Origin of the sequence: Halodesulfurarchaeum sp., from assembly GCF_036626455.1 — an archaeon.
GTDB lineage: Archaea > Halobacteriota > Halobacteria > Halobacteriales > Halobacteriaceae > Halodesulfurarchaeum.
The window spans coordinates 1-16,719 of sequence record NZ_JAZKRK010000018.1; the positions used below are offsets into that span (position 1 = coordinate 1).

A 16,719-nucleotide genomic window follows, 5' to 3' on the forward strand; every position below is an offset into this window, starting at 1 on the left:
ATACTGGCGATCCGTAATCAACAGATTTTGTGTATATCCCATCAAATCTTTCACTCGTGTCTGAATTAGTGGTTTGATACTTTCTGGCCAAAGCCTCGTCCGCAAAACATCCCAATCATATCCTTTATCGGTCGCGATAGCACTCAGATCGTCTAAATTCCGCACTACCACTTGGAAACCGACTTGGGTATCATGCGGTTGTTTCATCGAACAATGTATATCTAGGATTGCACTTGTTTTGCAATCAATAAGTACTAAAGTTTTGACCGCTTCAAATATGTAATCGGTTCGTTTCGCATAATGTTGACTAGCTTGGATTCGATCAACACCCGTCGCATCGATAGCCTGGACCTCTCCGAGATCGTAGAGCTCGATCGAATAATCGAGAATGGCTCGCCACCGTTTCATCGGAATATCTTGTTTTCTAGTACAAAATGTTGAAAAATGAGGAACGGTTTCAAGCGTTAAACCGAGCATATTAGTTATTCTCGGCATTTTTCTGAGTACATTCATCAATTTCCTGTATTGATGACCGAGATACTCTTTCAGCCCTTGAATAGCGAGAATTACCCAGTCGCCGTAGCCATATTTTCCCGGTCGGTAAGCCGGATCTGGCTGACCAACGACGGCTTTTTGTGCAAGCGATACCACTTCTTTTGTGAAGCGAGGGGTCTTAGTTAGTACACCTAAACCGTCTCGATTCACTTCCTAGTAAATTTGGTATTTCTCTGGAGCTACTAGAATCCTGATAATAGTAGTACAGGCTCTAGTCTGCTTGAATTTGATCGGCTAAACAAGGTTTAGAGGTTCTATTCAGCAGACGGTTTTGGTTATTATCTGAGTAGTTACAACCTACCGCTGATGAATACAAGGTGCAAATGCAGCAAACAAATATTCTCCTTACAGTGAGTTTTCTCCCCAGAGGGTAGGTATTGCTCAATTGGAGGGGGAACCGGAGCCGGTGTAACATACTATACGAAAGGACACGCTGCCCACCGTTCCGATCGACCGGGATCGCAAAAATTGAAGGATTTCAGTATGCAAATTTACTAATGAATGGTGCGGAAGATCAGAGCGATAATTGTAGGTATGATGTTCATTGCCCTGTTGGGGCTTCTTTCGGGGTTTCCTCTTCCCAATCCAAATGCGGCATCAACCGTTTTCGAGGGTCAGCCGATTCTCATATCGACAGCAATCATCGGTTTCGTCGACGGGTTCAATCCCTGTTCGCTGTGGATCCTTTCCGTATTGATTGGTCTAGTAATGCGTTCGGGCCGAAATAAGGTCCTGATCGTTGGCGGAACCTTTCTTGCGGTCACAGGGGCGATTTATGGATTTTTCGTTGCCGGTATTTTCACTGCAATGGATATCATCGCTCACTTGGATGTTGTTCGATACGTCGTTGCGGTGTTCGCGATCGGATTTGCGGTCGTAAGTATCAAGGATTACTTCTTTTTCGGCGAAGGCGTCTCATTTACCATACCGGATCGAGTGAAACCAGACGTCTATCGAGGGCTGCGGGAGGCGGTTCAAACGGACGGCACACTCTCCACGATTTTCGCGACTGCTGTGATGGCTGGCGGTGTTGCGCTGATTGAGCTTCCATGTACGTCTGGTTTCCCGGTCGTTTGGAGTAACTTGGTGGCCGTACACGATCCCTCGAAGGGGATTTTCGGTGCGTTGGTTTTGGTCTATATTTTGCTGTATCTGGCCGTCGAGATCGTGATTATTGGAGCGGCTTGGTATTCGATGGATCGGGTCCCGTATTCGGAAATACATGGACGATTCCTCAAGTTGTTTGCTGGTGTAGTTCTCTTGGGGTTGGGTATCGCGATGGTAATTCGCCCTGAAATTCTAGAGAATGTTAGGGAAACAGTCATCTTGTTCCTCGGTGCCGTGATTTTCTCAGGTTTAATTGTGTGGGCCGAATCGGTGGTGCGGGAGAATTCGGTCGTCTGAATAGATTGGCGGGGGTTTTTGAGGGATAACTGGCCTACTATTGATTGATGGCCGAACGTCGGGTAAGTCGAAGGGGATTGCTTGCGGCGGGTTCGGGACTGGCTCTCAGTGGGGTTGCTGGGTGTTTGTCATCGAACGAGACCAAAGAGGCTCAAGAACCGTTTTACGGGTGGGATGAAGAAGTAACGGAAGACGTCATCGTGTATTGGTTCTGGGGTGCGTCCTGTCCGCATTGTGAAAATATGATGCCATTCATGGAGGGGTTAGCAGATCGTAAAAATGTGGGTGTCGTCGGTTTGGAGGTGTATAATAACGAGGACAATCGCCAACGAATGAAAGAGTTTATCGATGGTTTTGGGGTCGATCAAGAGGCTGTCCCGATGACATTTATCGGCTCGAATTACTGGATCGGCTACGGTGATGAAATAGTGGCAAAAATCAAGGCCAAGATCGATGAGTGTTTAGATGAGGGGTGCCGGGATACGAGAGATATCGTCGCCAATCAGGATTAACGCTGGTCTGCGACGTGCTCAATTTGTTTGATGCTGGCCGACGTCTCCCGTGTGCGGGGCAATATCCTCCACTTTGTCGGTTACATTGCGGCAGACGGTGCTGATCAATCTACGACCAGGGAGGGGGACCGGGCTCAGCCATCCGTCGTTAGCGGTCGAAGTACGCCGTAATGAGTTTGCGTTCGGCCGCCCGGAGATGCTGGTGGAACGTCGACGGGTGAATGTCCATCGCACTGGCCAGACTCTCTCCCTCGACGCTTCTGGGCCACTCGAAAAACCCGCTGAGGTGGGCCTTTTGAAGTGCCTCGAGTTGCCGGTCGGTGAGTTCCTCGGTCACCGCTTCACGGAACTCCGGTCCGCGCTGCCCGCCACTCGTTCGCTCCCGAAAGGCAAGCAATTCGGTCCCGTCGTAGCCGTCACGGAACCGACCGACGACCGTGTTGGCCATGTGCTCGGAGGCAGCCCCAAATCGGAGTCTGACACTTGACGGGGTCGCGGACAGGCCATCGAGCCGAACGGCGTCCTCCACGAGCGAACGGGACAGCGGCCCCTCCGGAACAGTCCACTCGACGACAGTCTCCTCCGAACCACCGATCAGCGTGATGTCGGGGGTTCGGGAGACCGCATCAGCAACGGCGGCCGCCGGGACGTCGCCCAACCGCAGCAATAAGGTCGGATCGCCATCGGAGACCGCGACTTGCCCGTCCGCTGTCACCTCACTTGAAAGCGTGTCCGCGAGTTCGACCAGCGGCATTGTTGGATCGGCGATTTCCAACCGTGTTTCGATAACCGTCTGTGCGCCGGTGAGACTGACCCGTTCGAGCGCGTTTATCGCTGCGCCAGTGGCCTGGCCGACCGCTTGCATTACGACGGTCTCTCGCTCGTCGAACAGGTCCGTCTGGCTGGTCGCGGCCGCAAGCACACCGTACACCGTGTCACGATACTGGAGCGGGATCAGCGCCGTTGCAGCCACTCCACCCAGATCGCTGAAATAGTCCGCTGACTCCGTAACGAGCTCCACCGACCCTGACCCGACCAACTCGGAAAGCGGCGATGACTCCCCGTCCGGGACTGAGATTCCCCCTGCAGGCTGGTTGGTCCCTGCGACCGGTCGAAGCAGCCCCGTCGACGGGTTGTATTGACCGAGCCAGGCCGCCTCGATGTCAGGCTGGTCGGCAAACCGCTCTGCAATCGTCGATTCGAGGGCGTCCCGAGAGTCCGAGTGAATGATCGCTTCGGCGATCGCCGGAACAAGCGAAGCGACCCGCGAGAGGACGTGATCGAGGGTCTCCCGTTCGGCCGCAAGCGCCAGTTCGGCCTCCTTTCGGTCGGTCACGTCCGCCTGGTAGCCCACGAAGTACCGGGCCGACCCCGAGTCGTCCCAAATGGGGGCGATCTCGATCCGGTTCCAGAACAGTTCGCCGTTCTTCCGGTAGTTTTTGATCTCGACGGCGGTCTCCGCTTCCTCTGAAACCGCCTGGCCCATCTTCGCGACCGCCTCCTGGTCAGTGTCCTCGCCCTGAAGGAACCGACAATTGGTTCCCAGAATCTTGTCCCGATCGTAGCCGGTGATGTCGAGGAACGATTCGTTGACGTAGATCAACGGGTTGTCCGGGAGCATCGAATCGGAGATCGTGATCCCCACCGGGGCGCCGTCCATTGCGTCTTCCTTGAGATGGAGTTCCTCCTCGACGGAGAGTTGCTCTATCTGTGCCTCGGCAGGTTGCTCAACCATCGATACCACCCCGTGGGTCCCGGCCCGGCTCAGGACGATTCCCCTTCCAGCAGCTAATCCCTGTCAGCATCATCCGTCCCTACAAGCCCGGCCAAAATAAACATCCAGGCGGTACCGTTTTCCTCGCGGATAGGAAACACACCAGTATGGGCGTCGAGACCGTTCAGTGTCCGACCTGTAACGCCGACGTTCGCGTCGGCCTCCCGCAGGGGAGCGAGATACAATCGGTCCAGACCGAAGCAGAAAGAGCGTCGACCGAGCGAACGAAGACCCGGCCCCTTTCCTGTCCCGAAAGCCACGAGTTTGCCGTCCAGTTTACGGTCGGTTAAGGCCCGAGCAACTGTGGCCCGAACAACATCAACAAGAGGGCTAGCAACATCGTCAGCCCGACCGATGTTGTGATCGCTTTGGCCGCTGTTTGCCGGTCCGAAATGGGCAGTCTGGAAACCGTCGCTTCGGCCATCATCCGGAGAAGATGCCCACCGTCAAGCGGGAAGGCGGGAATGCAGTTGAAAAAGCCGAGGTTGAGATTGATCCACCCCGTCCAGAAGAGGAGATTCGCGAACAGGAAGACGCTGCTTCCCAGCGGCGCGAGTGGCCCCTCGACCGTGAAGAAACTCAGGTTCCAGCCGACGAACCCGGCGAAATTGTATTCCAGGCCACTCAAGCCAACACTCCCCACGAGCGGTAACAGCAAGCTCACGCCAATACCGCGGAGGAACCCGACGATCCCAGAACCGGTCGCGTCGCCACCGGCCATCTGGAGGTACGTCTGGGCCGGATAGAGTTTCGCTCCGAAGTCCGAGACGACCAGACCGCTGATCCCCTGGTACACCTGCACGCCTATGTAACTCGACCCGTCCTGGGACCCCAGTGTGACAGTAAACGTTTCGGCGGCGCCGTCACTGGCGGCTCGGACTGACACTTCTTCCCCGGGCTCGTACCTATCCAGCACGTCGTTCAGGGCCGTTTGCGAAGTGACCCGTTCGCCGCCGATATGTGTCACCACCAGCGACGACTCAGTCGGCATGCCGGCCGATGCGGCCGGTTCGTTCGGGACCGCCACGACCATGGCCCCGATTGGACCAGTGACTTCCTCGCCACCAGCGGTTCCAAGCGTCGCAACCGTCGTATTTCGAAGTGTCCCTCGAAGGTCGGCCTCGGTTTTCACCGGCGTCGAGTTGGCCGTCCGGATAGTGGTGTTCGTTCCGAACGTGTCAAACGGTGACCCTTCGGCGACGCCGGTTACCAACACGGAACGCTCGATTTCCGTCTCGCTGCCATCAGCAAGCCCCACCGTCACCGCGTCTGCGCCTGCAACGGACAGCGTGTCGCCCAGATCATCGTTTGTCTCGATCGGCTGGTCGCCAACGGCCACTATCCGATCGCCGCTATCGATCTCGGCCTGATCAGCCGGTGAGCCGGGGAAGACCCCGCCGATTGCGGCCCCTGGCGCGACCCCGATTGATCCGACGACTGGGCCAAACAGGAGGGCAAACGCGATCGCGGTCAAGACAAAATTGTTCGTCACGCCGGCCGCAAACATGCGGGCCCGACTGCCCCGATCGACTGACTGCACGCTCTCTTCGTCGGGTTCGACGAAGGCCCCGATTGGGAGGATGGCAAGGAGGACGACCCCCATCGATTCGACTTCGATACCCTCGACTCGAGAAAGGATACCGTGGCCGCCCTCGTGGACCAGCATCCCGAGAAAGAGCCCGAAGATGATTTCGGGGGCCACCGCCAGCGGGAGGAAGTCGTTCACGCCCGGAATGACGAGGAAGTTCTGTGGTTGATTGACCGCACTGACTTGCGGCGGACTCCGAAGGACCTGCACCGCGTTGGCCAGCAATAGCAAAAACGCCCCGGCAAGGATGACGAGCGCAAACCCAACTCCCATGTTCGCCCAGATCCGCCAGAGGCGACGCGGTTTGGCCAGTTGATCGAGCATGTCCCGGCCGCGTTTCGTATGGACCGTCAGAATCGGGCCCATCACCCCAATATACTCGGGAAACCAGTCGCGGGACTGCAACAGGGAGACGGCCAGCCAATAGGCTAAAAGGCCACCGAGAATCCAGGACCAGGCATTCATCATCGTGATACGAGGCCGCGATAAGGAAAGGCGTTCGGATTGTGACCCTCAGCGTTCGCGCCGCAATCGGGCCAGGACGAACTCCTGATCGAGTTTGCCGAGGAAGGTCCCGAGTTTTGGGCCCTCGGGCTGATCGAAGAACAGGCGATAGCCCGTCTCGAAGAAGTCACTCACCTCGATGTCGTATTCCCGGGCCGTTTCGTAGATCTCGCCCTGTATCTCTTGGGGGCTCGCACCGCTCTCGATGAACTCGGCCAGGGCGTCTAGGGCTGCAACGGTCGACTCCTTGATCTCGACCTCGGGCATCGACTCTCGCTTGAGGTCGTAGTTGAAGGCGTTATCCGTGCGTCGGGCCCATTCCCGAGCCCGCTCGACACGGTCCAATGCCCCTTCAATAGCCCACTCTGGTGCGTCATCGGGAATATGACCTTCACGCCTGGCTATCTCCTCTCGAAGCGCCGAATCCTCGGTCATGCCGAGCACGGCGGCAAAGCTGAACGGGATTCGGACCCGTTCCGGACGAATCTCCTCGACGAGGAGCGGGTACACCCGCTCCGCCCTGGCCTGCTCGTCCTCGTCAACCTCGTTTTCGCCGAAGTATGTCGCCTCCAATCGGTCGAACTCCGCGACCAGTTGGTCAACGTGTTCGATCGAGAAATCCCGGGCCTTCCGCGGGTTCTTGCTGAAGAAATACCGGACAACCGGGGCTTCGAGGAACTCCAAAACCTCGGAGACGAGGATCACGTTCCCCGCTGAAGAGGAAAACGGCGCCCCGTCGAGCGTAAACCATTCGTAGACCATCGGAATCGGGGGCTCGGTATCCAGCACCGTGCGGCCGATATCGACGCCGCTGGGCCAGGACCCTTCAGCGTGGTCCTTTCCGAACGGCTCGTGGTCGACGCCCAAGAGCTGCCACTGGGCCGGCCACTCGAACCGCCATGGCAGTTTCCCCTCTCGAAGCGACACCGACCCCTCATGGCCACAGCCTTCGATCGTCCGATCGCCTGCTTCCATGTCGGTACACCGGTAAGAGACTCGCCCGGCCGCGAGATCCACATCCGTCACCGTTTCGGTTACTTTGCCACATTCCGAGCAGATCGGATTGAAGGGGACATAATCCTCATCCACCTTGTTCTGATAGGCCGAAAGCACTTCTCGAGCCGTTTCCATTCGCTCGAGAAAGGTTCGAGTGACTGCCTCGAAGGAGCCATCCTCGTAGCGGGCCGTATTCGAGATCATCTCGACGGGAATGTCAAGCAGAGTCGCGGAGCGCTCGACGAGTTCGGCGAAGTGGGCCCCATACGAATCGCAGCACCCGAACGGATCCGGAATATCAGTGTAGGGTTTCCCGAGATTCCGACCGAGTGCGCCGGCGTTGACGTCGCCCAAATCGACGATTTCGCCGTCGAGAGCGGCTAATTTCCGGGGAAGTTTCCGGAGAGGGTCTCGATCGTCACTCGTGAACACCTGCCGGACGTCGAATCCACGCTCGCGGAGCACTTCCGCGACGAAGTAGCCCCTGACGATCTCGTTCATGTTCCCGAAGTGTGGGACACCTGACGGGGAAATTCCTCCTTTGATGACGATCGGTTCAGCGGGTTCCCGGTCGAGAATCCGGTCGGCGACCACGTCAGCCCAGAAGTCCCGCCGAGCGTCGGACGCAGCCAGAATGTACGGGTCGTCCAATTCGGGCCGGCTCTCGCCGTCCGACTCCGCCGTCTCGGTAGTGTCCCCGGACACGGTCACTCACGCTCCCAGGCGGGCAGACTCGTCCGGTTCCCATCGGGTGTAATGTCGGTTCCGTCGTGGGCCCCGCGAAGGACTGCGTCCACCACCCGTTTGGGCTCCGTTCCATCCAGGACGATCGTGCGCATTCCGGACCGTTCTATCAGTTTCGCTGCGAGCAGGTCAACCGGTGCGGAACTCCCGGCGATCAATTCCGTGTCGACGATAACGTCGACGAGGTCCGCCGGCGTCATCGAACTGATGTGTTCAGCTTGGTCGTCTTGGTCCGGGTCCGCCGTGAACACGCCCGGGACGCTCGTCGCATAGACAAGGAGGTCGGCCTCCACATACTCCGCGAGTGCGGCTGAAACCGCATCCGTCGTCTGACCGGGTGTCACGCCCCCCAAAACCGGGATGTCCCCGCGCCGCATCGCTTTAAGCCCGGCTTCGTAGCTTTCGACCGGCGTCGGCGCGGCCAGACCGTCCAACGCTGCGATGAGCAGCCTGGCGTTAAGTCGCGTGACCGAGATGCCAATATCGTCGAGGGCGATCTCGTTTTCACCCAGTTCACGAGCGGCCTCGATGTAGTCTCTGGCAATCGAACCCCCGCCCACAACGATTCCGAGTTCAACCCCGGCCGCCTCCAGTTGTTCGATGGCCTCGGCGTTGGCTCGGATCGACTCCTCGTCGAGGTCCGGCGCGAGCACGCTGCCACCGAGAGAAACCACTACCCTCATTGCCGCCAGTTTACCCGGTAGCGCTCTTAAGGATTGGTATGTTCGGCCCGAAACCGCCGCGTACGACACCTACAAACCGAGGGCGCTCATGCGTGGGGACATGCACGCGCTGGGAATTGTCACGGGACCGACCGTCGAGCCCGACACCGTTCTCGAACCCCTGCTCGACCAGCTCGAAGACCGTGGCCGGGTCGGCGTGGTACGGAAAGGAGAGATGGCCCCGGACCGAACCGTCTACGAGATTGGCGATGAGGGTTGGTCGGCCCGGGGATCCGGTCTCGACGCCGAGGATGCGCTGTCTTCCCTCGCCGAAACGCATGACGCCGCTTTGATCGTGGGGTTCCCCCAAGCTGACGTGCCCCAGATGGCCGTCGGAGAAACCGAACTCGATGAGCCAGCAGTCGCGTTTTCTGATCCAGGGGCGGTCGAGCCAAGGACAGCGATCGAAGCGATGGAGGGGTGCGAGCCGATTGAAACCCTCGAAAGTCTCGTCGCGACGGTCAAAGCGTCCCCGAGGGCCGAGTTGTCTGGTGCGATCGCAACGTTCACTGGGCAGGTCCGAGCCAAAGAAACCGTTGATGACGAGCCGACGGAGTCCCTGACCTTCGAGAAATACGACGAGGTGGCCGCTGAGCGGATGGGGGAGATCGAAGAAGAGTTGACCGATTGGGACGGTGTCCACGAGGTCGCGATGCATCACAAGGTCGGCCGGATAGAACGCGGAAACGACATCGTCTTTGTCGTCGTCCTCGCGGGCCACCGCGGGCAGGCCTTCAAAGCCGTCGAAGCGGGAATCAATCGGCTGAAAGAGGCGGTCCCGATTTTCAAGAAGGAGACGACCGTCGAAGCGGAATTCTGGCGACACGAACGAGAGCCCTAAGAAGTGGGATAATCCGTGGCAGAGCCACGAGAACAGTCCGCGCGCTTGCTTGCTTCGTCCGCCAGGGAGCCAAAACCGATGGTGATGCCGGAATATCGTGGGTGAAAGTATACTGTCACAAAAGAGGGGGATAGGCCAGAGTACCGATTAAATCGCTTGATAAAATGTCTAAGCGTTTTTCGACCAGGTATGAAATGAAGTAAAAAGTTCCAAACAGTCGTGAATGGACCCAAAATTGTACGAACCGTCACCCCGGTATAAGTTACCCGACACAATAGAGTTGCTTGCATGAGCCCCTCCACGACAACCGCGGCCCAACCCAAAGAAGCGCGATTGCGTTCGTATCTGCGGGAGAAGGCAACGGACGGTGAGATGTACTTCAAGAGCAAGTTCATCGCCGACGATGTCGATCTCTCGCCGAAAGAGATCGGCGCACTCATGGTCAAGCTCAAAGAGAGCGCTTCGGACCTCGAGATCGAAAAGTGGTCCTACACGAGCGCAACGACCTGGCGTGTCAGCCCTGCCTAAGTACCCACACCCATCCGTTGGATCTTCCCGCCCTGCTTTCCCTTCCCCGTCCCCATTCTTCGACGATGTCATGCCCCGTTTCGTAGCCGGTTAACTCGGACGTATCGAGATCGCCACCGGGACGTTTTTGCCGCCCTGCCAAGTCCTCTGGAGCATGACCAACCCCGAGCCAGAGGACGGGGATTCACCCCGTGACACGAGCGAGGAGACCGACCCCGATTCGGCCGGAGGCGAGCACGAGGAACCCCTCCAGTGGGTCACCGAGGACCGCGAGAACGCCTATTCCTGCCCAGGGTTTTCGATCGTTCACGAAGAGGTGACCCTCCCCGATGGCACCACCACGGACTTCGATTACCTCCATGATGGGCCTAGCGTCGTCATTCTTCCGTTCACCCCGCACGGTGATCTCGTCCTCATCGAAGAGTGGCGCCAAGCGGTGAAACAGGTGACACGGGGGTTCCCAGCCGGCGGAATCGAGCCGGGCGAGGGGTTTCATCAGGCCGCACAGCGCGAACTCACTGAGGAAACCGGATACGAAACATCGGACGTGTACCGCCTCGACACGTTCGAGCCGGCGACCGGTATCTCGGACGCGGTCTTTCACTATTTCGTCGCGACCGACTGCCGCCCGACGGGCACACAAAACCTGGACGAGGACGAAAGCATCCGGGTGGTCACGAGCTCGCTTGGAGACATTCTGGAAACGCTGTTTCAGGGCGATCTCAAGGACGGCCGGACCGCCCTTGGACTCCTCCGATACGTCGTCGGGGACATGGATCAGATATCAGTCTCGCCCCCGAACGGGCCGTGAGTTTCTGTCAGTGACGGCAAACACAACGAGTATGCCTCCCCGCGGGTAATTCTGGTCCAATGGCGGACAGTTTCGAGATCCGATCACAGGACGCGTCCGGCCGGATCGGCGACCTCCAAGTCCCTCGCGCCGACCGGACCGTTCGCACCCCGGCCTTGCTCCCAGTCGTCAATCCCCACTACCGTACGATCGACCCGGATCGTTTCGAAGCGTTCGGGGTGGAGATGCTGATCACGAACGCCTACATCATTTATCAGGACGAGGAGCTTCGAGCACAGGCAAAATCCGAGGGGTTGCACGAAGTCATCGGCTTTGACGGCCCGATCATGACCGATTCGGGCTCGTTCCAACTTGCGGAGTACGGCGACATCTCGGTCTCGACGGAGGAGATCCTGTCCTTTCAAACGGCGATCGGGTCGGACATCGGGACGCCAGTCGATATCCCAACCCATCCGGACGCCGACCGAGAAACCGTCACAACCGATTTAGCCGAAACCGAGCGGCGCCTCGAAATCGCTGCATCGGTCGAGACCGAAGACATGCTGGTAACCGCGCCCGTCCAGGGCGGCACACTTCCAGATCTCCGGGAGCAGGCCGGGGCAACCGCCGCGGAAACGAAACTCGACGTGTTCCCGATCGGAGCAGTCGTTCCCTTGTTGAACAACTACCGATACGCCGATGTCGTCGAACAGGTCATGGCTGCAAAACGGGGCCTTGGAACAGCCGCCCCCGTCCACCTCTTTGGGGCTGGTCACCCGATGACCTTCGCGTTGGCCGCTGCAATGGGGTGTGACCTCTTCGATTCGGCTGCCTACGCGCTGTTTGCCCGCGAGGGACGCTACCTCACTGTCCGGGGGACAAAGCACCTCGAAGACCTGCAGGAATTCCCGTGTTCCTGTCCCGTCTGCACGAATCACGAACCGAGTGAGTTGCGCGATGTCGATGAGGAGACACGAACACGTTTGCTGGCCGAGCACAACCTTCACGTCTCCATGGCCGAGATCCGTCGGATCAGATCGGCGATCCGGGACGGGTCCCTGCTCGAACTCGTCGAGGCGCGGGCTCACGCCCATCCGAGTTTGCTCGATGGTTATCGGACCCTCCTCGAACACGTCGAGCACCTGGAAACCCACGATCGTTCGAGCAAAAGCACGTTCTTCTACCTCTCGGCGGACAGCGCGCACCGACCGGAAGTCCTGCGCCATCACGACCGACTCGACCGGCTGACCGTCGAGGGTTCGCTCTTGCTAACCGAGGGACGGGCCGATGATCGGTTTGCGACCACCTGGCGACTCAAACCGCCATTTGGCCCGATCCCGCCAGGACTCACAACAACCTATCCTCTGACGGCTGAAGTCCCTGAACAAATGGATACACCTGGCTACGTGGCCGCTGCGGAGGGTGTCACTCGGCTCGTCGAGGCAAATCCCGAGACGTCGGTCACGGTCGCCCAGCGCCAATGGCCCGACCGTGCGTTGGCGAAACTCCCCGAGTCGGTGACTATCGAACGGCTGGGTCGGAACCCATAACCCGCGATGGGAAGATAATTCCCCGACGCACCCGCAGTACGGGCCATGACCGAGTATTTCGAGGTCCTCGACAGAGACGGGGCCGCGAGGGTCGGCGAACTCGGCCTCGCCGAACCACGCCACACGCCCGGACTCATTGGGGACGCCCTCCAGGACGCCGGCAGCCTCTGGGCAGATGAACGCGAGGTTCCGTCCGGAAGCGATTCGGAACTCACGTTGCTCCCGCATCGAGCCTTCCCGCCTGGAACGCCCGGATCGGTTCAGGACGAACTCGATGTCTCGGCCCCCGATATCGATGGCCCAAGTGCAGCCGTTATCTCCCAGGAGTCGGTCGAGGACCGTGGCACTGACGCCTACATCCTTTCGACACCCGGACCACTGATCGGACATGCACGTGCGTTCGTCGAGACCATCATCGAGATCAGACGGTCGATTCCGGACGATACCGCGCTCCTGTTTTCGGGGGTCGCGACACCGGCGAACGTCGGCCTGTTGGCCTATGCGGGCGTGGACATCGTCGATACAGATCGGGCCGTCGTGGCGGGCACCCGGGGCCGATATCTCGAACCAACCGAGGAATCGTTTCTGGAGGACCGGTCGGAGTTGTCCTGTACCTGCCCGGCCTGCCAGGGCCCACGTTCGGAGTTCACCACCGAGGACTGTATCGAGCATAACGTGGCCGCACTTTCCGCCGAACTGGCCCGGGTCCGTGAACGGATTCGGTCCGGCCGCCTCCGCGATTACCTGGAGGGGCAGGCCAGGCATCATCCGTGGATGACGGCGGCGCTGCGACGCTTCGATCAGGAGGGTGCGTTCCTGAAAGAGCGGGCACCACTCTTCCGCCGGTCGGAACTGGCAGCGACGACCGATGATTCCCTGTTCCGCCCGGCCGTCACTCGGTTTGCCGACCGGGTCGAAACGCGGTACGCGAACCGGTTCGAGGACGTCCCGTTGTTGCTCGTCCCCTGTTCGGCCGGGAAACCCTACAGCGACTCCCAGAGCCATCGACAGTTCCAGGAAGCCGCCCGCTATCGGGCGCACAAGGTGTCCCTCACCGCCCCGCTCGGGGTCGTTCCCCAGGAACTCGAGTTGACCTATCCCGCCCAGCATTACGACGCGGCCGTGACACATGACTGGAGCGAGACCGAGATCTCGGTCATCGCCGACCGATTGGGTAACCTGCTCGACGCAACGGAGTATGACCGTGTCATTGCCCATGTCTCGCCAGGTGGCGAACAGGAAATCGTCGAGCAAGCGCTGGCGGAACGAGATCTGCCGGTGACGTTCACAGTCGAGAACCATCCGACTGCAGGGAACTCACTCGCAGCGCTCGGCGAGGCCCTCGAGGGCGAGCGGACGATCCAGGTCGAAGCGAAGGAACGGGCGAGCCTGCGAGCAATTGCGGATTATCAATTCGGTCCGGGAGCGGGCGATGCAATCCTCCCAGAGTTCGAGTTACAGGGGCGGTATCCCAGGCTCCAGGCACTCGCACCGGACGGTGAACAACTCGCTGCTCTCGTCCCCCAATACGGAACGCTCGCCCTCACACTGGCGGGTGCAAGGCAGTGGGTCGAGAGCACTGTTCGAACGAGCCGTGTCGAAATCGACGCGTTCCGGCCCCACGGCAGCGTGCTGGCCCCCGGGATCGTGGATGCGGACGAATCGATCCGAGTCGGCGACGAAGTGGTCTTCGAGGGGCCCGAGGCCTTCGGGATCGGCCGGGCATCGATGCACGGGGCTGCAATGATCGAAAGCACTCGCGGCGAGGCGATTGATGTGCGCCATGTGACCGATTCTGCCGCGGATCGATGACGATACCTTTTCGGTTGTCGCCATCCTTGGATGGAATATGGCGATCAATCTCGGATACCTGGGCTTTGCCGCGGTCGGTTGGGTGGTACTCCTGGCGAGCCTCTGGCTCGTTCTCCGGGTTAAACCCTGGCACTACCCGGTTCGGTACGTCGAGTTCGATTTCGGCACCCGAGAGATGACCGAAAAGTTGCTGAGCCGTGGGCCGTCCGGAAAGGAACGTGAGGACCGTGACGTCCATGATGATGAAGAAGCAGAGAGCCTGTGGGAGCGGGTGAAAATGGGTCTGTATACCTATCCGCTGCGACCCTCGAAGGTCAAGTAGCCAGTCCATCGCGGCGTTTTGCCGGTTGTGACCCCCTTGCAGCGGCGCCCAAATCAGCCCGAAATCGACAGGGAACGGTGCGTACTTCGCCCCCGACGGGGCGTTTTTGTGCCTGCGGCGAGGATTGGCCCCATGGACGAACTCTCACTCGGAGTCCCGCGACAGATCCTCGAGTCACTTCCGGACGAGGACGACGACGCAGCCACAGACATGCAAACAGCGGTTGCTGCCTGGGAAGACCGACTCAATCGTCTGCTCGAGGAGGCAGCCTCCGACCAGGAGGCCGCGAGTGGGATCGTGGACGCCATCGATCGGCTCGAAGACCGCCACGAGCAGTACGACGACTTCGTCGCCGAGCTCCGGGCTTGGGGGCAGTCTCCTATCTACGCCATCGGGTGGCGGAACCTCTATGCGGACCTGATCGCCCAGATCTACGATCACGAGTCGGTCGGGGAGACAGTCGACCGCGAGCGAAATGCCAGGCTCGTCGAGGACGGAATCCGGTTCCAATCCGATGACGACTGAGGGAGACGGAGCCATCGAACTCGAACTCCGACTGTTCGCCACCTTCCGGGAGGCAGTCGGCCAGAAAACGATCACCCGTGAGTACCCCGACTCGGTTAGGGTCGGTGAGGTGCTTGTGGCACTCGAAGACGAGTTCGAAGATTTGAACGGACAGTTGCTCGATGAAGAGGGCGAAATACAGCCTCAGCTCAACGTCCTCAAAAACGGAAAGGAGGTCCTGCATCTCGATGGCCTTGACGAGACGTTTGCGGTTGGGGATCGCCTTTCGTTGTTCCCGCCCGTCGCAGGTGGATAGATGCGTATCGAGCGGTCGTTCAGGGGCATCTCGATTCGACTCGCGGTGAAGTACCTGGAGTCAGTCGGCGCCGAAACCGTCGGCGAGGACTACGCCGAGGGTGAGGGGTGGCGGGCTGACCTCTCCGCCGAGACCGTCGAAATCGGGCCGTCGCTCGAACTCACCGAAGTCACACTCGTCTTCGAGGGCGAAGAAGCCGTACTCGAGGAGCTGGTTCCGTCATTCGCGAAGAAAGCGGTTCGTGCAGGCGGTTGAGAAGCGGAGCGGGAGTAGTGGTCGGCGGCTGAGAAGGGGTGCAAGATGGGGGTCGGCGGCCGAGAAGGGGCTCCAAGAATGGGAGGTCGGCGACTAAAAGGAGGTCAGCGAGAGCGGGACGGACCGGACAGTTATTCCCAACCGTCGATTTCTGCCTGGACGTAGTGGTCCTCGGCCGGGAAACTTCCAGATTTGACGTCTTCCATGTAGGCCTCGATTCCTGCTTCCATCTCGGATTGCACATCGGCGTATTGTTTGGCGAACGGCGGGACCCAGTCGCCGACCCCGAGGACGTCGGTGATGATCAGGCCTTGACCGCTCACCTTTGGGCCGGCGCCAATACCGATAGTCGGGATATCAATGGCATCGGTGACGTGTTTGGCCACGTTCGCGGGAATGTGTTCGAGCAGAAGCGCAAAGGCGCCAGCGGCTTCGTGTGCTTTCGCCAGTTCCAGAATCTCATCGGCTTCGTCCGATTCAGTCGCTCGCCGAGTGAGATCGCCGGTCTCGTTGACTTTCTGTGGGCTCAGCCCGAGGTGGGCCATTACCGGGATACCGTTTTGCACCAGCCGTTTGGTCAACTCGATCGTATTGGGACCACTCTCGTGTTTGACCGCCTGGGCCCCCGCTTCCTTGAGCATCCGCCCAGCCGTTTCGATCGCATCGTTCGGATCCGCACCATAACTCATGAAGGGCATGTCGGCAATGACCAGGGCGTCTTCCGTGGCCCGGGTTACAGCACCCGTATGACTGAGAATCTCCTCGACGGTCACCGGAAGCGTAGAATCGTAGCCGAGCATCGTGTTTCCAACACTATCGCCGACGAGGATCATGTCCACGCCCGCCTCGTCAACAGCAGCAGCGGTTGGGGCATCGTAGGCAGTCAAGAAGGTCAGTGGTCGATCCGCGTCGTCGTGGGACCGGATGTCAGCGACGGTGGGCATGTTACCCACCAATGAGTCCGCTCTCTTAAGGACCCTGTCTTCGTCGAAACCTGCCACG

At 59.4% G+C, this 16,719-nt stretch carries 18 protein-coding genes; 12 read left to right on the forward strand and 6 right to left on the reverse strand.

Features of this window, described 5'->3' with window-relative positions; all coding sequences use genetic code 11:
- Window positions 1–705 (reverse strand): IS5/IS1182 family transposase (locus tag V5A26_RS06925; protein WP_332322295.1); only part of this gene is annotated, 705 nt, incomplete at its 3' end.
- 558 nt (window positions 706–1,263) lie between these two features.
- Here V5A26_RS06925 and V5A26_RS06930 point away from each other — a divergent pair.
- Window positions 1,264–1,959 (forward strand): hypothetical protein, encoded by a 696-nt coding sequence (locus tag V5A26_RS06930; protein WP_332321966.1) that lies wholly within the window; start codon window positions 1,264–1,266, stop codon window positions 1,957–1,959.
- A 47-nt stretch (window positions 1,960–2,006) separates the two neighbouring features.
- The gene (locus tag V5A26_RS06935) at window positions 2,007–2,471 is read left to right on the forward strand and encodes a TlpA family protein disulfide reductase (protein ID WP_332321967.1); all 465 of its coding nucleotides are present in this window, start codon (window positions 2,007–2,009) and stop codon (window positions 2,469–2,471) included.
- Window positions 2,472–2,619: 148 nt separating this feature from the next.
- On the opposite strand, the gene V5A26_RS06940 is transcribed toward V5A26_RS06935, so the two are convergent.
- Window positions 2,620–4,206, reverse strand: coding sequence for a PAS domain-containing protein (locus V5A26_RS06940; protein ID WP_332321968.1), 1,587 nt, complete (start codon window positions 4,204–4,206; stop codon window positions 2,620–2,622).
- A 146-nt stretch (window positions 4,207–4,352) separates the two neighbouring features.
- On the opposite strand from V5A26_RS06940, the gene V5A26_RS06945 reads away from it, so the two are divergent.
- A complete protein-coding gene (locus V5A26_RS06945) occupies window positions 4,353–4,535 on the forward strand; it encodes a hypothetical protein (RefSeq protein ID WP_332321969.1) in 183 nt (60 codons plus the stop codon).
- Here the strand turns inward: V5A26_RS06945 and V5A26_RS06950 are convergent.
- Genes V5A26_RS06950 through pyrH form a run of 3 tightly spaced genes read right to left on the reverse strand, consistent with a single transcriptional unit; the run spans window position 4,532 to window position 8,760 of the window.
- Complete coding sequence (locus V5A26_RS06950; protein ID WP_332321970.1) at window positions 4,532–6,298, reverse strand: site-2 protease family protein; 1,767 nt, start codon at window positions 6,296–6,298, stop codon at window positions 4,532–4,534. The two genes, V5A26_RS06945 and V5A26_RS06950, sit on opposite strands and share 4 nt — an antisense overlap.
- 48 nt (window positions 6,299–6,346) lie before the next feature.
- The gene (gene lysS, locus V5A26_RS06955) at window positions 6,347–8,038 is read right to left on the reverse strand and encodes a lysine--tRNA ligase (RefSeq protein WP_442908760.1); all 1,692 of its coding nucleotides are present in this window, start codon (window positions 8,036–8,038) and stop codon (window positions 6,347–6,349) included.
- Between the two features lie 2 nt (window positions 8,039–8,040).
- Complete coding sequence (gene pyrH, locus V5A26_RS06960) at window positions 8,041–8,760, reverse strand: UMP kinase (RefSeq protein WP_332321972.1); 720 nt, start codon at window positions 8,758–8,760, stop codon at window positions 8,041–8,043.
- Between the two features lie 100 nt (window positions 8,761–8,860).
- Between pyrH and V5A26_RS06965 the strand changes: the two genes are divergently transcribed.
- The 9 genes from V5A26_RS06965 (at window position 8,861) to V5A26_RS07005 (ending at window position 15,717) form a co-directional block, all read left to right on the forward strand.
- A complete protein-coding gene (locus V5A26_RS06965; RefSeq protein ID WP_332322296.1) occupies window positions 8,861–9,640 on the forward strand; it encodes a molybdopterin synthase in 780 nt (259 codons plus the stop codon).
- Window positions 9,641–9,928: 288 nt separating this feature from the next.
- The gene (locus V5A26_RS06970) at window positions 9,929–10,168 is read left to right on the forward strand and encodes a DUF7123 family protein (protein ID WP_332321764.1); all 240 of its coding nucleotides are present in this window, start codon (window positions 9,929–9,931) and stop codon (window positions 10,166–10,168) included.
- Between the two features lie 154 nt (window positions 10,169–10,322).
- Window positions 10,323–10,979: an NUDIX hydrolase gene (locus V5A26_RS06975; RefSeq protein ID WP_332321765.1), complete on the forward strand. Its 657-nt coding sequence runs from the start codon at window positions 10,323–10,325 to the stop codon at window positions 10,977–10,979.
- Between the two features lie 59 nt (window positions 10,980–11,038).
- A complete protein-coding gene (gene tgtA / locus V5A26_RS06980; RefSeq protein WP_332322297.1) occupies window positions 11,039–12,508 on the forward strand; it encodes a tRNA guanosine(15) transglycosylase TgtA in 1,470 nt (489 codons plus the stop codon).
- Between the two features lie 45 nt (window positions 12,509–12,553).
- Window positions 12,554–14,320, forward strand: coding sequence for an archaeosine synthase subunit alpha (gene arcS / locus V5A26_RS06985; RefSeq protein ID WP_332321767.1), 1,767 nt, complete (start codon window positions 12,554–12,556; stop codon window positions 14,318–14,320).
- A gap of 37 nt (window positions 14,321–14,357) precedes the next feature.
- Entirely contained in the window at window positions 14,358–14,642 is a 285-nt protein-coding gene (locus V5A26_RS06990) for a hypothetical protein (RefSeq protein WP_332321768.1), read from the forward strand.
- A 132-nt stretch (window positions 14,643–14,774) separates the two neighbouring features.
- Complete coding sequence (locus tag V5A26_RS06995; RefSeq protein WP_332321769.1) at window positions 14,775–15,167, forward strand: hypothetical protein; 393 nt, start codon at window positions 14,775–14,777, stop codon at window positions 15,165–15,167.
- A 13-nt stretch (window positions 15,168–15,180) separates the two neighbouring features.
- Complete coding sequence (locus V5A26_RS07000; RefSeq protein ID WP_442908755.1) at window positions 15,181–15,462, forward strand: ubiquitin-like small modifier protein 1; 282 nt, start codon at window positions 15,181–15,183, stop codon at window positions 15,460–15,462.
- Window positions 15,463–15,717 carry a hypothetical protein gene (locus V5A26_RS07005; RefSeq protein ID WP_332321771.1) on the forward strand — a complete coding sequence of 85 codons (255 nt, stop codon included), beginning with the start codon at window positions 15,463–15,465 and terminating at the stop codon, window positions 15,715–15,717.
- 131 nt (window positions 15,718–15,848) lie between these two features.
- Here V5A26_RS07005 and panB read toward each other — a convergent pair whose 3' ends face one another.
- Window positions 15,849–16,661 (reverse strand): 3-methyl-2-oxobutanoate hydroxymethyltransferase, encoded by an 813-nt coding sequence (gene panB, locus V5A26_RS07010; protein ID WP_332321772.1) that lies wholly within the window; start codon window positions 16,659–16,661, stop codon window positions 15,849–15,851.
- Window positions 16,662–16,719 lie beyond the last annotated feature (58 nt).

Coding starts and splice junctions, on each gene's coding strand:
- V5A26_RS06930 (WP_332321966.1), top strand. CDS start 1,264: ATGCGTTCGGGCCGAAATAAGGTCCTGATCGTTGGCGGAACCTTTCTT.
- V5A26_RS06935 (WP_332321967.1), top strand. CDS start 2,007: ATGGCCGAACGTCGGGTAAGTCGAAGGGGATTGCTTGCGGCGGGTTCG.
- V5A26_RS06940 (WP_332321968.1), bottom strand. CDS start 4,206: ATGGTTGAGCAACCTGCCGAGGCACAGATAGAGCAACTCTCCGTCGAG.
- V5A26_RS06945 (WP_332321969.1), top strand. CDS start 4,353: ATGGGCGTCGAGACCGTTCAGTGTCCGACCTGTAACGCCGACGTTCGC.
- V5A26_RS06950 (WP_332321970.1), bottom strand. CDS start 6,298: ATGAATGCCTGGTCCTGGATTCTCGGTGGCCTTTTAGCCTATTGGCTG.
- pyrH (WP_332321972.1), bottom strand. CDS start 8,760: ATGAGGGTAGTGGTTTCTCTCGGTGGCAGCGTGCTCGCGCCGGACCTC.
- V5A26_RS06965 (WP_332322296.1), top strand. CDS start 8,861: ATGCACGCGCTGGGAATTGTCACGGGACCGACCGTCGAGCCCGACACC.
- V5A26_RS06970 (WP_332321764.1), top strand. CDS start 9,929: ATGAGCCCCTCCACGACAACCGCGGCCCAACCCAAAGAAGCGCGATTG.
- V5A26_RS06975 (WP_332321765.1), top strand. CDS start 10,323: ATGACCAACCCCGAGCCAGAGGACGGGGATTCACCCCGTGACACGAGC.
- tgtA (WP_332322297.1), top strand. CDS start 11,039: ATGGCGGACAGTTTCGAGATCCGATCACAGGACGCGTCCGGCCGGATC.
- arcS (WP_332321767.1), top strand. CDS start 12,554: ATGACCGAGTATTTCGAGGTCCTCGACAGAGACGGGGCCGCGAGGGTC.
- V5A26_RS06990 (WP_332321768.1), top strand. CDS start 14,358: ATGGCGATCAATCTCGGATACCTGGGCTTTGCCGCGGTCGGTTGGGTG.
- V5A26_RS06995 (WP_332321769.1), top strand. CDS start 14,775: ATGGACGAACTCTCACTCGGAGTCCCGCGACAGATCCTCGAGTCACTT.
- V5A26_RS07005 (WP_332321771.1), top strand. CDS start 15,463: ATGCGTATCGAGCGGTCGTTCAGGGGCATCTCGATTCGACTCGCGGTG.
- panB (WP_332321772.1), bottom strand. CDS start 16,661: ATGCCCACCGTCGCTGACATCCGGTCCCACGACGACGCGGATCGACCA.